This is a genomic window from Variovorax sp. GW821-FHT10D07, assembly GCF_059415325.1.
The window spans coordinates 35,937-51,365 of sequence record NZ_JBWKMZ010000026.1; the positions used below are offsets into that span (position 1 = coordinate 35,937).

Annotated in this window: 9 protein-coding genes; all 9 read left to right on the forward strand. The window is 71.1% G+C overall.

The features are described 5' to 3' along the window. The first annotated feature begins 85 nt into the window (after nt 1–85). The 9 genes from tssF (at nt 86) to tagH (ending at nt 15,389) form a co-directional block, all read left to right on the forward strand. A complete protein-coding gene (tssF, locus tag AC07PU_RS40600; RefSeq protein WP_093350829.1) occupies nt 86–1,987 on the forward strand; it encodes a type VI secretion system baseplate subunit TssF in 1,902 nt (633 codons plus the stop codon). A gap of 17 nt (nt 1,988–2,004) precedes the next feature. Then, entirely contained in the window at nt 2,005–3,075 is a 1,071-nt protein-coding gene (gene tssG, locus AC07PU_RS40605; protein WP_495323477.1) for a type VI secretion system baseplate subunit TssG, read from the forward strand. A gap of 39 nt (nt 3,076–3,114) precedes the next feature. Beyond that, the gene (gene tssH, locus AC07PU_RS40610; protein WP_495323478.1) at nt 3,115–5,811 is read left to right on the forward strand and encodes a type VI secretion system ATPase TssH; all 2,697 of its coding nucleotides are present in this window, start codon (nt 3,115–3,117) and stop codon (nt 5,809–5,811) included. 52 nt (nt 5,812–5,863) lie between these two features. Beyond that, nucleotides 5,864–8,740: a type VI secretion system Vgr family protein gene (locus tag AC07PU_RS40615; protein ID WP_495323479.1), complete on the forward strand. Its 2,877-nt coding sequence runs from the start codon at nt 5,864–5,866 to the stop codon at nt 8,738–8,740. 12 nt (nt 8,741–8,752) lie between these two features. Next, the gene (locus AC07PU_RS40620) at nt 8,753–11,353 is read left to right on the forward strand and encodes a DUF2169 family type VI secretion system accessory protein (protein WP_495323480.1); all 2,601 of its coding nucleotides are present in this window, start codon (nt 8,753–8,755) and stop codon (nt 11,351–11,353) included. Next, the gene (locus AC07PU_RS40625; protein ID WP_495323481.1) at nt 11,350–12,411 is read left to right on the forward strand and encodes a pentapeptide repeat-containing protein; all 1,062 of its coding nucleotides are present in this window, start codon (nt 11,350–11,352) and stop codon (nt 12,409–12,411) included. The genes AC07PU_RS40620 and AC07PU_RS40625 overlap by 4 nt, the downstream gene beginning before the upstream one ends. After that, nucleotides 12,408–13,088, forward strand: coding sequence for a DUF3540 domain-containing protein (locus AC07PU_RS40630; RefSeq protein ID WP_093350845.1), 681 nt, complete (start codon nt 12,408–12,410; stop codon nt 13,086–13,088). Before AC07PU_RS40625 ends, AC07PU_RS40630 begins: the two co-directional genes overlap by 4 nt. Nucleotides 13,089–13,098: 10 nt before the next feature. Continuing rightward, on the forward strand, nt 13,099–13,494 hold the full coding sequence (locus tag AC07PU_RS40635) for a DUF4150 domain-containing protein (protein ID WP_093350847.1): 396 nt from the start codon (nt 13,099–13,101) through the stop codon (nt 13,492–13,494). A 194-nt stretch (nt 13,495–13,688) separates the two neighbouring features. Next, a complete protein-coding gene (tagH, locus tag AC07PU_RS40640) occupies nt 13,689–15,389 on the forward strand; it encodes a type VI secretion system-associated FHA domain protein TagH (RefSeq protein WP_495323482.1) in 1,701 nt (566 codons plus the stop codon). The last annotated feature ends 40 nt before the right edge of the window (nt 15,390–15,429 follow it).

Sequence of the window (15,429 nt, forward strand, 5' to 3'; positions counted from 1 at the left end):
GCCCCGCATCCCGCTTCGTTGCGAGCCGATTCCCGCCTGCCGCGGGCCGCGCGCGGGCCGCTGGCCACCTGGAGGTAGCGCCGCGATGGATCCCCGACTGCTGAGCCTGTACGAGCAGGAACTGCGCTACTTCCGCGAGAGCTCGGCCGAGTTCGCGCGCGCCTTTCCGAAGATCGCCAACCGGCTCGGCATCGAAGGCCAGGAGGTCGCCGACCCCTACGTCGAGCGCCTGATCGAGGCCACGGCCTTCCTGTCGGCGCGCGTCAACCTCAAGCTCGATGCCGAGTACCCGCGCTTCACCGGCCACCTGCTCGACATCGTCTATCCGCACTTCCTCGCGCCCACGCCCGCGATGGCGGTGGTCAGCATGGTGCACGACCCCGACGACGCCAACCTCGCCGTGGGGCCGACCCTGCCGCGCGGCGCGGGCCTGCGCTCGCGGCACGCGGTCGGGCAGAGCACCTACTGCGAGTTCCGTACCGCGAGCGCGATGCGGCTGTGGCCGCTGGAGCTGCTGCGTGCCCAGTACTTCAGCTACGCGCCCGACCTGCCGCTGGCCACGCACCCGCAGTCGCGCGCCATCCGCGGCGGCCTGCGCATGGTGCTGCGCACCACCGCCGACCTGAACTTCAGCCAGATCGCGCTCGACGACCTGGTGCTGCACCTGGGCGGCGCCGACGACGTGGCCTGGCAGCTGCACGAATGCGCGCTGGGCCAGCCCATCGGCGTGCTGGTGCGGCCGCTGGGCGCTGGCGGCGCGCTGCAGGGCGAGGCGCGCAGCCTGCCGCCGAGCGCCATCGGCGTGGTCGGCTTCGAGGACGACGAGGCGCTGCTGCCGGTCACGGCCACCGGCTTCTCGGGCTTCCGGCTGTTGCAGGAGTACTTCGCGTTTCCGCAGCGCTTCCAGTTCCTCAAGATCTCGGGCCTGCAGTCGGTGCTGCCGTCGATGCCGGTGACGCAGATCGAGATCGTGCTGCTGTTCTCGCGCGGCGACGCGGCGCTCGAGAAGCTGGTGACGGCCGAGAACGTGCAGCTGCACTGCGTGCCGGTGGTCAACCTGTTCAACAAGCGGCTCGACCGCGTGCCGCTCAGCGAAGGCGTGAGCCAGTTCCACCTGGTGCCCGACCGCACGCGGCCGCAGGACTTCGAGGTGCACACCGTGACCGAGGTCGTCGGCCACGGCGCGCCGGGCGCGGACTCGGGCTCGGCGGCCGCGGTGGAGCAGCTGTTCCGGCCCTTCTACTCGGCCTTCCACGGCACGCGCCACAGCCATCCCGCCTACTACACGACCACGCGCGAGCCGCGCATGCTGTCGGTGCGCCAGCGCACCGAGGGCAACCGCAGCAGCCACATCGGCTCCGAGGTCTACATGCAGATCGTCGATCCGCAGCAGGCGCCGTACGCGGCCAGCCTGCGCCAGCTCGCGGTGTCGGCGCTGTGCACCAACCGCGACCTGCCGCTGCTGCTGCCGATGGGCCGCGACAACGACTTCGACTGCGTCGACTCCTTCCCCGCGCAGCGCGTGCGCATGGTGCGCGGGCCCTCGCGGCCGGTTTCGCCGGTGGTGAGCCAGGGGCTGGGCTGGCGCGTGCTCGACCACCTCGCGCTCAACTACCTGTCGATCTCCGACAGCACGCCGCAGCAGGGCGCGGCCGCGCTGCGCGAGACGCTGATGCTCTACGCCTCGCATGCCGACGAGATGCGCCAGGGCCAGGTGCGCGGGCTGCTGTCGGTCAGCAGCAAGGCGGTGGCGCGCCGGCTGCCGATGAAGGGGCCGATCGCCTTCGGGCGCGGCCTGGAGATCACGCTCGAGGTCGACAAGGACGCCTTCCACGGCCACAGCGTGTTCCTGTTCGGTGCCGTGCTCGCGCGCTACCTGGCGCGTCATGTCGAGGTCAACCATTTCGTCGAGACCGTGGTGCGCATCGCGGGCAAGGGCGAGAACATGCGCTGGAGGCCGCTGTGCGGGACGCGCCAGATTCTCTAGCCGCGCCCGCCGCACCGGTGGCACCCGAGGGAACGGTGGCGGGGCGCGTCGATGCCGCGCTGCGCCGGTGGTCCGACCAGCCCTGGGCCTACGACTACTTCGCGGTGCTGCGCCGGCTCGAGTCGGCCGCCGCCACCACGCCGCGCTGGGGCCGCGCGCTGCTGCCGAGCGCCGAGCCGGTGCGCGTGGGCCAGGAGCCCTCGTTGTCCTTCGCGCCCGCCGCCTTCAGCCGCTTCGAGCCGGCCGGCGCGCATTCGCCGCCGCGGCTGCGCCAGCACTTCTTCGCCTACATCGGCCCCAACGGGCCGCTGCCGGTGCACCTGAGCGACTTCATCCGCGAGCGCAGCCTGAACCACGGCGACCCGACCTGGCTCGCCTTCCTCGACAGCTTCCTGCACCGCTTCTCGCTGCACTTCTACCGCGCCTGGGCGCAGGCGCGGCCCGCGGTCGCGCTCGACCGGCCCGGCGAGGACCGCTTCCGGCTGCAGATCGGCGCGCTGGTGGGCATCGGCACGCCGGGGCGCATCGGGCGCGACGAGATCCACGACGACGCGCGGCTGCACTTCTCGGGCTGGCTCGCGCGCCGCGTGCACAGCGCCGAGGGCGTGGAGTCGGTGCTGTGCAGCTACTTCGGCGTGCCGATGAAGCTCGAGCGCTGGGTCGGCCACTGGATGAGCCTGCCGGGCGCCGAACTCACGCGGCTGGGCCGCGGCGAGAGCTCGCGCGCCATGGGCATGGGCGCGATGCTCGGCACCCGCGCCTGGGACCGCCAGCACCGCGTGCGGCTGCACGTCGGGCCGCTCGACCTCGCGCGCTACCGCATGTTCCTGCCGATCGGCGACGCGCAGCCCGTGCTGCAGCGCTGGATGCTGCAACTGCTGGGCGGCGAGCTCGAGTGGGATGCCGAACTGGTGCTGCGCAAGGAGCAGGTGCCGCCCACGCGGCTCGGCCAGCAGCGCGGCAACGCGCCGCGGCTGGGCTGGATCTCGTGGCTCGGCGAGCGCCCGCGTTCGCGCGACGCGAGCGACGTGCGCATCGCGAGCCGACCCGGTGGCGAGGCGCATCCGCGCGCGCCGGCCTTTCAATGAAACCCCTTTCGTTCGTCTTGAAGAGATACGGAGTCCTCCATGAGTGAAATCAGCCGCACCGCCCTGTTCGGGAAACTCAATTCGCTGGCCTACAAGGCCATCGAAGGCGCGACCGTCTTCTGCAAGATGCGCGGCAACCCATACGTCGAGCTCGAGCACTGGTTCGCCCAGCTGCTGCAGGCGCAGGACTCCGACCTGCACCGCGTGATCCAGCACTACGGCCTCGACGTCTCGGTGATCGCCAAGGACATGACGGCCGCGCTCGACCGCCTGCCGCGCGGCGCCACCGCCATCAGCGACTTCTCGCCGCACATCGAGAACGCGATCGAGCGCGCCTGGACCTACGCCACCCTGCAGTTCGGCGAGGCGCAGGTGCGCACCGGCTACCTGCTGGTGGGCATGCTCAAGACGCAGAGCCTGCGCAACCCGCTGTTCGGCCTGTCGAAGCAGTTCGAGAAGGTCAAGGTCGAGGACCTGGCCGAGAACTTCGTGAAGATCTGCGATGCCTCGCCCGAGGCCCAGATGCGCGCGCAGGACGGCACCGGCATGGGCAGCGGCGCGCCCGGCGAGGACGCGGGCGCGATGGCGCCGGCCGCCATGGGCAAGGGCGATGCGCTCAAGAAGTTCGCGGTCGACCTGACCGAGAAGGCCAAGAAGGGCGAGATGGACCCGGTGACGGGCCGCGACGAGGAGATCCGCCAGATCGTCGACATCCTGATGCGCCGGCGCCAGAACAACCCGCTGCTGACCGGCGAGGCCGGCGTCGGCAAGACCGCCGTGGTCGAGGGCTTCGCGCAGCGCCTGGCGCGCGGCGACGTGCCGCCGCAGCTCAAGGACGTGAAGCTGCTCACGCTCGACATCGGTCTGCTGCAGGCCGGCGCCAGCATGAAGGGCGAGTTCGAACAGCGGCTGCGCCAGGTGATCGACGAGGTGCAGAGCTCGCCCACGCCGATCATTCTCTTCATCGACGAGATCCACACGCTGGTGGGCGCGGGCGGCGCGGCCGGCACCGGCGACGCGGCCAACCTGCTCAAGCCCGCGCTGGCGCGCGGCAACCTGCGCACCATCGGCGCCACCACCTGGGCCGAGTACAAGAAGTACATCGAGAAGGACCCGGCGCTGACGCGGCGCTTCCAGGTCGTGCAGGTGCCCGAGCCCGACGAGACCAAGGCCATCCTGATGCTGCGCGGCGTGGCCAGCGTGCTCGAGAAGCACCACCGCGTGCAGTTGCTCGACGAGGCCATCGAGGCTGCCGTGAAGCTGTCGCACCGCTACATTCCCGCGCGCCAGCTGCCCGACAAGGCCGTGAGCCTGCTCGACACCGCCTGCGCGCGCGTGGCCGTGAGCCAGCATGCGACGCCGCCCGAGGTCGAGGACTGCATGCGCCGCATCGAGGGCCTGACGGTCGAGCAGGAGATCATCGGCCGCGAGGAGGCGATCGGCATCGACGTCACCAAGCGCGCGGCGCAGGTGTCGACGCTGCTGGCCGAATCGAAGGCGCAGCTCGAGGTGCTCAATGCACGCTGGCAGGAAGAGAAAGGCCTGGTCGACCGGTTGCTGGAACTGCGCGCGAAGCTGCGCACGGGGAACAAGCCGGTGGATGCGGCGGCCGCCGGCGAAGCCGCGCCCGCCGAGGCCGCGCCCGACCGCGCCGCGCTGCTGGCCGAGCTGCACGAGCTGCAGGCGAAGATCCACGCGGTGCAGGGTGAGTCGCCGCTGATCCTGCCATCGGTCGACGAGCAGGCCGTGGCCTCGGTGGTCGCCGACTGGACCGGCATCCCGGTCGGGCGCATGGTCAAGAACGAGGTCGAGGCGGTGCTCAAGCTCGCCGACACGCTGAACCAGCGCGTGATCGGCCAGAAGCACGGCCTCGAGATGATCGCGCGCCGCATCCAGACCTCGCGCGCGCGGCTGGACAACCCGCAGAAGCCGATCGGCGTGTTCATGCTGTGCGGCACCTCGGGCGTCGGCAAGACCGAGACCGCGCTGGCGCTGGCCGAGGCGCTGTACGGCGGCGAGCAGAACATCATCACCATCAACATGAGCGAGTTCCAGGAGGCGCACACCGTCTCCACGCTCAAGGGCGCGCCCCCGGGCTACGTGGGCTACGGCGAGGGCGGCATCCTGACCGAGGCCGTGCGCCGCCGGCCCTACAGCGTGGTGCTGCTCGACGAAGTGGAGAAGGCGCACCCCGACGTGCACGAGATCTTCTTCCAGGTCTTCGACAAGGGCTGGATGGAGGACGGCGAGGGCCGCATGATCGACTTCAAGAACACGATCATCCTGCTGACCACCAACGCCGGCAGCGAGCTCGTCATGAGCATGTGCCGCGACCCCGAGCTGCTGCCCGACCCGAATGCGCTGGCCGATGCGCTGAAGGCGCCGCTGATGAAGGTGTTCCCGCCCGCGCTGCTGGGCCGCATCGTCACCATCCCCTACTACCCGCTGTCGCCCGAGATGATGAAGAAGATCGTGCGGCTGCAGCTGGGCCGCATCAAGAAGCGCGTCGAGACCAACCACGGCGTGCCCTTCGAGTACAGCGACGCGGTGGTCGACCAGGTGGTCGCGCGCTGCCAGGACCCGGAGTCGGGCGGGCGCGTGATCGACGCCATCCTGACCAACACCGTGCTGCCCACGATCTCGGTCGAGTACCTGCAGCGTCTGGCCGTCGGCGGCGAGATCCGCCGCGTCGCGCTCGACGTCAAGGACGCCGACTTCACCTACGCCTTCGATTGACCTGGCGCCGCGGCCGGCACGCTGAGGCGCTCCCAACCAGAAAGACAGCAAGATGGCCGAGCACGAGTTCCGCATCGACAGCGAATCACCCGTCAACAAGGACCTGATGTTCTGGCGCATCGTGGGCCACGAGGGGCTGTCGCGCCCGTCGTCCTACGAGCTCACCGTGCTGTCGCAGGACCGGACCATCGATCCGCGCCAGATCCTGGGCCACGCCTTCGACGTGGTGATCGGCTTCGCGGACGCCGACGACCAGAAGCACGAGCGGCATGCGCGCGGCCATGCGGTGCGCGTGGTGCGCGGCGGGCAGGTCGGGCGCTTCTTCGAATACCGCATCGGCCTGCGTTCGTGGTTCGGCCTGCTGACCAAGCGCATCAACTCGTGCATCCTGCAGGAGAAGCCGGTGCTCGACGTGCTCGATGCCGTGCTGACCGACAGTCCCATCAAGGCCCATGCGAAGACCGAGCCCGCGGGCGTGATCGGCGTGCACGAGGCGCGCCGCTACTGCGTGCAGTTCCAGGAGAGCGACTACAACTTCCTGTCGCGCATCCTCGAGGACGAGGGCGTCTACTACTGGTTCGATTCCTTCGACTCGCCGGGCGTGATGCACCTGGCCGATTCCACCGGCATGGCGCACGGGCCGCTGCCGGCCAAAGGCGTCCTGAACTACGCCGGCGACGGCGCGAGCGAGGCGCGCTTCAACGAGATCGAGCGCTGGGTCAGCGCGCGCCAGCTGCGCTCGGGCAAGTACGAGTCGCGCGACGTGAACTACAAGGCGATCAACACGCTGCTGAGCACGCACGGCGAGATGGTGCCCGCGCACGAGCTGGCGGACCTGGAGGTGTTCGAGTACCCGGGCGGCTTCTTCACGAGCGAGCAATCCGATGTCGTGCTCGAGGTCCGCGCGGGCGAGCTGCCGGCGCGCCAGACGCTGCACTGGGCCGTCACGCGCTGGCCCGATGTCGCGGTGGGCCACACCTTCACCTTCAAGGGCGATCCGGACGGCACGCGCGACGGCGACTACCTGATCGGCGGCTGCGTCTTCGTCGCCACCCATCCGGGCTACGAGGGCATGGGCACCTTCGTCGCGCCGCGGCCGACCGCGGAGCTGCTGCGCGAGGCGCTGCGCGACGACGCGGTCAATGCCGGCTGCACCGATGCCCTGCTCGAGCTGATCGACACCACGCCCACCCTGCGCGAGGGCGTGCGCGGCACCAGCGCCTTCCTGATCACCGCGCTGCCCGCCGACCACATCTTCCGTCCGCCGCGGCTCACGCCGCGCGTGACCATGCCGGGCCCGCAGAGCGCCATCGTCGTGGGCGGCAAGGGCAAGGAGCACGACGTCGATCCCATGGGCCGCGTCAAGGTGCACTTCCACTGGGACCGCAAGGATTTCCGCGACGACCGCTCGACCGCCTGGATCCGCGTCTCGCAGCCCTGGGCCGGCAAGGGCTGGGGCGGCTACTTCGCGCCGCGCATCAACCAGGAGGTGATCGTCGAGTTCATGAACGGCGATCCCGACCGGCCGATCGTCACCGGCCGCGTCTACAACGACGACCAGCCGATCCCCTACAAGTCGGCAACGCAGAGCGGCTTCAAGACCCGCTCCACGCCGGGCGGCGGGCCTTCGAACTACAACGAGATCATGTTCGAGGACAAGAAGGGGGGCGAGCTGGTCAATATCCATGCGGAGCGGAACATGTCGACCTCGGTGGAGGTGGACGATTCGCTGAGCGTGGGGCGCGACCAGACCGAGACCGTGGACCGCGACCGCACGGCGCTGGTCAAGCGCAACGAGAAGAACACGGTGGCGGAGATCCAGACCAACATCGTCGGCATCTCGCAGAGCAACACCATCGGCTCGGGCGGGCAGAAGACCCAGGTGCAGGGCTACCAGGAGAACATCTTCCATGCGAGCCAGAAGACCTCGGTCGTCGGCATGCAGGACCTGATCGTCACGGCGAACCAGAACGTGGCGATCGGCGGGTTCCAGAAGACGGTGGTGGGTGCCAACCACGACATCGGCGTGGTCGGCTTCCAGACCACCTCCGTGGGCGCCGACATGGCCTACCTGGTGACCGGCAACAGCAAGATGCAAAGCGGCGGCGAGCGCAACGACGTCACTGGCGGCAAGCACGCCATCATGGCCAACCAGGTCAAGCTGATCGCCAACTCCTCGATCGACATGATCGCGGTGGGCGACATCAACGCCACCTCGATCGGCTCCAACACCACCGTGCTGGGCTCCAACTCGAGCGGCTACATCGGCTCCAACAGCGAGGCCAACCTGGGCATGAACCGGTCGACCTTCATGGGGCTCAACATGAGCAACGCGCTGGCGGTCGACATCGCGAACTTCGCTGGCGTGCAGATCGAGAACACGGCCGCGGCGCGGCTGACCAACGTCGCCTCGGTGAACCTGAGCCAGAACGGCGTGGACCTCGACCTGCAGACGATGAAGATCATCTCGGGCGGCGGCGGTGCCGGCGCCGCGGCCAGCGGCGGCACCGCGGGCATGGTCACGGGCTTCGCCATCGGTGCCGCGGCCCTGATCGCGGGCCTGTTCGACGTGAACGCCACCTTCACCCAGTACGAGACGGCCAAGACCGAGCTCAAGAAGGCGGCCGAGGAGGCCGCCGCCCAGGGGCTGACGAGCCTGGCCGCCCGCCTGGGCGACATGGCGGCCATCGCCGAGCGGCGCGCCTACGAAGGCAAGCTGTCGATGATCCCGCTGGTGGGCGGACTGGGCATGGCGGGCGCGGAACTGCTGGGCGGAACCTACGGCCGGCGCACCGCCGATGCCTTGAGCAAGGCGGCGCCCGAGACCGCGGGCAAGGCCCCCGTGGTGCCCGCGGCGCCGGTCATTCCGGACGCGCCGCCGATGCCGCCGCTGCCGCCGCGCTACGTCCCGCCCCACGGCGGCACCTGAGGCCGGCCGCGCATGCAAGTCACCAAGCCCCAGGCGCTGGGCCTGTCGACCCGTCCGGTGGAGTACCGCAAGCGCTTTGGCCTGTGCGTGACCGCGAGCCTGCACGTGCCCTTCGAGCAGGGGCCGTCCGGGGCGCTGTGGAGCGAGCAGTCGATGTGGGAGTTCCTCGGCCAGGAGATGGCCGTGCCGATGATCGACGAGGGCGTGGCCAAGCTGACGGCCGAGTTCCTGGTCCACGGGCGCGCGTTCGCACCGGCCGACCAGCCCACGGGCTGCGCGGTGCGCGCGCGGCTGGGCGCGCGCGAGAAGACCCTGCTCGTGTTCGGCGAGCGTCACTGGAACGGTCAGGACGCGAGCGCGCCGCTGCCCTTCGAACAGATGCCCATCGACTGGGCGCATGCCTATGGGGGCGCGGACTTCGCGGCCAATCCGGCCGGCACGGGCCGCGAGGTGCGCGAAGGCGTGCAGCGGCTGCCCAACGTCGAGTGGCCCGGCACGCGGCTGCTGCGGCCCGACCACGCGGTGGCGCCGGCCGGCTTCGGCGCGCTCGCGTCGACGCACCCGCAGCGCGCCCAGTACCGCGGGACCTACGACGCCGACTATCTGCAGGCGCACGCGCCGGGCTTCGCGCCCGACCTGGACTGGCGCCATTTCAACCTGGCACCGCCCGACCAGTGGTTCGAGCAGCCGCTGCGTGGCGACGAGCCTTTCGCGTTCGACCACCTGCATGCGACGCGGCCGCGCATCGAGGGCCAGCTGCCCGGATTGCGCGCGCGCGTCTTCGCCGGCTACGCGGTGGCCGGCGCCAGCGAACCGAAGCTGCGCGAAGTGCCGCTGCGGCTCACCACGGCGTGGTTCTTCCCGCATGCCGAACGCGCGATCCTGCTGTTCCAGGGACTCGCGGAGGTCGACACCGACGACGGTTCCGATGTCGTCTCGCTGGTCGGGGCGGTGGAGCGGCTCGGCGAGCGTCGCCCCGACGAGCACTACGTGGACGCGATCGCGCGGCGCGGCGATCCGCGCCTGGGTGCCGTCCACATGCTGCACGACGGCGACCTGCTGCCCGAGGGACTGAATGCCGACGATCCCGCCGTCGAGGCGGCGCGCGCGGCCTTCGCGATGGACGGCCTGCAGGGCGATGCGCAGTACCTGCGCGCGCGCGCCGAGGTCGAGGTGGCCCGCGAGCAGGTCCGCGAACACGGCGGCGATCCGGACGCGCTCGGCATCCGCCTGCCCGAGCGCGAGAAGGTGCCCAAGGGCGCCGAACTCGCGCCCTACATCGAACGCAAGATGAAGGAGGAGCAGCGCCAGCAATGGGCCGTGCTCGACGATGCGCTGACCCAGGCCGAGAAGGCGCTGGCATTCGCCGCCGAGCAGGGGCTGCCGCCGACCTCGCTGGCGCATCGCGGGCCGCCGCGCTTCAGCGCCGAAGCGAAGCTCGACGAATTGCGCGCCGCCTTCGCCGCGCAGGGGCAGGCGCTGGACACCGCCAAGGTCTATCCGGCGCTGATCAAGCAGCAGGCGGCCGAGCGGCTGGGCTATCTGCAGTCGGCCCATGCCCAGGCGCCCGCGGCGCCGATGGAGGCCGAAGCCGCCAAGGCACTGCGCGAGGAGATGAAGCGCGCGGTGGCGGGCGGCCTGCGCCGCTTCGCGGACCTCGACCTCACCGGCGCCGACCTGTCGGGCCTCGACCTGCGCGGCACCAGCTTCGCCGGCGCGTGGCTCGAAAGCGCCAACCTGTCGAAGTCGAACCTCTCGGGCGCGGATTTCTCGCGCGCCGTGCTGGCCCATGCGGACCTGCGCGGCGCCATCGGCGCGGGAACGCTGTTCGCCGAAGCCAACCTGGGCGCCTCGCAACTCGCCGGCGCGATGTTCGACGAGGCCGACCTGCGCGGCGCCGTGCTGAACCGCTGCGTGCTTGCCGAGACCCAGCTGCGCCGTGCGCGGCTGGAAGGGGCCTCGCTGCTCGAGACGCAGTGGGGCAGCGCGGACTGGAGCGGCGCCCACGGCACCCGCCAGATCTTCTACAAGCTCGACCTGCGGGGGCTGTCGCTCGCCGAGGCGGAACTGGCCGAATGCAGCTTCGTGGAGTGCGACCTGAGCGGCTGTGACCTGCAGGGCGCGCGGCTGCGGCACAGCAGCTTCGTCGGCTGCAAGCTCGACGGCGCGCGGCTCGTCGGCGCGCAGGCCGAGGGCGCGGTGTTCGTGCAGCAATGCAGCCTCGCCGCGGTGGACTTCAGCGGCGCGGTCCTGGCAGGGTGCAACCTCGGCGAGGCCATCCTCGATGGCGCGAAGCTGGTGCGCGCGAACCTCGACGGCGCCAACCTCACGAAGGCCTCGTTGGCGCGCTGCGACCTGCGGCTCGCGCGCGCCCGCGGCGCGATGCTGCGCAAGACCAGCCTGCGGCAGGCCGCGATGGCGGGCATGGACCTGTCGAACGCGGTGCTGCACCACGCGGACCTGCGTGGTGCCGACCTGCGCCGCGCGAACCTCTTCGGCGCCGACCTGTCGCGCGTGCGCCTGGATGGCGACGCGCGCTTCGAGAACGCGCTGCTGCAGCGCGCGCGCACCTGGCCGCGCCTCACGCCCGAACAGCAGCAGGCCGCGCCATGATGAGTCCCGAACTGCTGTCCATGGCCGTGGCCATCGGCGAGCCCGTCATCGGCATGGACCTCGCCAAGGGCGTCTTCGGCGGGGCCCAACTCGGCGGGGCGGTCTTCTCGGGCGCGCGGCTCAGCGAGGCGGACCTGCGCGGCGCCGACCTGCGCGAGGCGGTGTTCGAGCAGTGCGACCTGCGCGGCGCACTGCTGGCCGGCGCCAACCTGCGGCGCGCCGTGTTCGATCGCTGCACGCTCGACCATGCCGACCTGCGCGGCGCCAACCTGCACGCCGCCGTCTGGACCGACTGCCAGGCGCCCCATGCCCAGCTCGCCGGGGCCCAACTGAGCATGGCCATGCTGACGCGCTCGCGTCTGGACCATGCGGTGCTGCGCGGCGCCGACCTCGACGCGGCCGTGATCGACGGATCGAGCCTGATCGACGTCTGCGCCGACGAGGCCCACTGGCGCCAGACCACCGTCATCGGCTGCGACCTCTCGCTGCTGACCTGGACCGGCGCGACGCTGGTGCGCGTCGCCTTCATCGATACCGGGCTGCAGAACCGTTCCTTCGCCGGACTGCGGGTCGAAGGCTGCCAGTTCCTCAAGGCGAACCTGTCGGGAGCCGACTTCTCCGGCGCCGACATGCGCCAGTGCAACTTCCAGGAAGCCGTGCTCGACGGGGCCTGCCTGGCCAAGGCGCATGCGCCGCTGGCCCTGTTCTGCGAGACCCGGGGCGAGCAGGTGGACTTCTCCGGTGCGCGGCTGCGCCAGGCGCTGTTCACGGGCGCGAAGCTGCCGGGCGCCAACTTCGCCGGCGCCGACCTCTACCAGACCCACTTCGCGGGCGCGCAATTGCCCCGGGCGCGGCTGGTGTCGGCCGAACTCACCTATGCCGACTTCCGGCACGCGGACCTGTCGGGCGCCGACCTGCAGGACGCGTCGATGTTCCGCACCGTGCTGCATGGCGCGAACACGCAGGAGGCGCGCATGTCCGACCGCGGGCGTGCGATCGAGCAGGACCCCGAACTGGCGGCCGCGGAACGCTGGCAGCCCATGGAGCAGAAGACATGACGACCTCGAAAGCAGCCCCGTCGCGGCGCCGTTCGCGCCGCGCCGCCCATCCCCAGGCCGCGCAGCCGGCCCAGCCCGCGCAGGCCATTGCCGCCGGCTGGTGCGTGGGCACCGTGTGCGAATGCGGACCCGCCGGCTTCACGGTGCTGAGCGGTACGCTGCGCCGCAGCGGCCAGCGCGCGGTCAGCTGCCTGCTCGAGCCGCGCGCCGGCGACAGCGTCGCCTGCCTGCAGGTCGCGCCGGACGAACTCTGGATCCTGGCCGTGCTCCAGCGCGAAGGCGAGACGCCGCACGTGCTGCAGCTGCGCGGAGACACGCAGCTGCAGGTCGACGGCCGTCTCTCGCTCACGGCGCCGCAGTTGCGCATGAGCAGCGACCAGCTCGAAGTGCGCGCCCGCGAGGCGCGCGTGGCGCTGGATTCGGCCGAGCTCACGGGGCGCCACCTGAGCGTGGTGGGCAGCGTGGTCAAGCTCGTCGGCTCGGTGCTCTCGACGGTCATGGACCGCGTCAGCCACTACAGCCGGCACCACGTGCGCACCACGGAAGGCACGGACCGCGTGGCCGCGACGCATGTCGAATGCGAGGCCCGTCAGCTGCTGCGGCTGTCGGGCGAGCACACGCTGGTGAACGGCGAGAAGCTCGTCAAGACGCGCGGCGGCCAGATCCACTTCGGCTAGGAGCACGCACATGTTCGCCAACTGCCAGATGATGGGCACCGACATGGGCTTTCCCGATGTGTGCCTGACGCCCACGCCCGCGGGGCCCGTGCCCATTCCGTACCCGAACATCGCGATGGGGCCGATGGCCATCCCGAACTGTCCCACCATCCTTTTCATGGGGGCCCCCGCGCACAACCTGGCGACCTCGATCCCCATGACCAACGGCGACAACGCCGGCGTGAACATGGGCGTGGCCTCGGGCACCGTCATGGGGCCGTCGCGCCATGTGACCGGCGCGTTCACCGTGCTGCTCAACGGCATGCCGGCCAGCCGACTGACCAGCGTGTCGCTGCAGAACAGCACCAACTGCCCCGGGGTGCGCGTCGTGCCGAGCCAGGCGCTGGTGCTGCTGCTGGCGCCCTAGCGCGGCGCTCTCCATCGCCTTCCGATGCAAAGACATACCTCTTAAGGCGAGATTGCCAAGCCGTCCCACGGAATGAATACTCCTTCCGAGTTTCGTCGCAAGCTCGCGCACAGCTGTAGGGGCGTCGCCCTGGGGGCCGGTTCATGATCCAAATCACTGTTGTCACCCGCCAAGGCGTCCCGGCGGGCCCGTCCTTGTCGGCGAATTTCGGCCCCGAGGGCGGCACCATCGGCCGCGCCGACACCAACACGCTGGTCCTCGACGATCCCGACCGCACCGTCTCGCGCGTGCATGCCCAGGTGCTGTGCCGCGACGGCCAGTACTTCGCCATCGACCGCGGCAGCAACCCGATGCAGTGCAACGGCGTGTCGCTGGGCTCGGGCAAGGAAGCGGCGCTGACCGATGGCGCGCGCCTGGTGGTCGGCAGCTTCGAACTCGTGGTGCGCGTGCAGGCCGCCGCGCCCGCACCGGCACCGGCCGCCGCACCGTTCGCGATCCCCGAAACCATCATGGGCCTGTCGGGCGCGGCGCCGGCATCTGCCACCGCGACCAGCGACGATCCCTTCGCCGACTTGCTCGCGGGCCTGGGGTCGCCGCCCGCGCCCGCACCCGCGCCGGGCCGGTCGCCCGCGTCGTCGCCATCCTCATCGTCGTCATCGTCGTCAGCCGACTCGCTGCTGTTCCCCGACCCCATGGCCACCGGCTCGCGCAACGCGCAGGCCGCGCAGATCGATCCCTTCGCCAACCTGCTCGGCCCCGACCCGGCCTCGGCACCGGCCGGCGGGCTCGGTGCGCTCGACGACTTCTCCGACCTCGGCGCGCCGCCCGCGCACGGCAAGGCCGCGGGCATCGACGAGCTGTTCGGCGGCGCGGCCGGTGGCGGCGGCATCGGCGGCGATCCGCTCGCGCTGTCGCCGCTGGCCGATCCGCTGCTGCAGCCCAACACCGCGAACGATTCCGATCCGTTGGCCGCGCTGCAGCGCGCCGCGCCGGCCACGCCGATGGCGCGTTCCGACCACCTGCCGATCGAGCAGTTCGGCTTCACGCCGCCGAAGGCGATCACGCCGCCGCCACCGGCCGCGGTGCCGCCACCGCCCGCGCCCGTCGCGGCACCCATCCCCGCGCCGCGCGCCGCGCCGCTGCCCGAGCTGCCCGCCTTCGACGACATGACGGGCCTGCCGATCCGCATCAGCGGCCCCGACACCGCGGGCCGCCCCCTGCCGCCGCTGTCCGCGTCGCCGCCGGCACCCGCGCCGCGCGCGCCCGCGCCCGTTGCGGCTGCGCCCGTCGAGCGCATCGCGAGCGACGACGAGCTGCTGGCCGCCTTCCTGCGCGGCCTCGGCGGCACGCACCAGCCGCCCGAGATGCTCACGCCGGGCCTGATGGAGCGCATCGGCTCGATGCTGCGCAGCGCCACCGAAGGCACGCTGCAGCTGCTGCTCACGCGCCAGGAGTTCAAGCGCGAGGTGCGCGCCGAGGTCACGATGATCGCGGCGCAGGCCAACAACCCGTTGAAGTTCTCGCCCACGGTCGAGGTCGCGCTGGCGCACCTGCTGGGGCCGGGCGTGCGCGGCTTCATGCCGGCCGAGGCCGCGATGCGCGATGCCTTCAACGACCTGCGCGCGCACCAGTTCGGCGTGATGGTCGGCCTGCGCGCGGCGCTGGCGCATGTCATCGCGCGCTTCGAGCCCGAGGAGCTCGAGAAGAAGATCAGTTCGAAGTCGGCGCTCGACGCGCTGTTCGCGGCCAACCGCAAGGCCAAGCTGTGGGACCAGTTCGTGGCGCTGTACGGCGGCATCGCGACGGAGGCCGAGGACGACTTCCACAACCTGTTCGGCAAGGCCTTCCTCGAGGCCTACGAGGCGCAGATGGCGCGCCTGAAATCCGACGACTGAGGCGCGCGCGACCGCTGCACCGCAGAACAAGAACCCACGA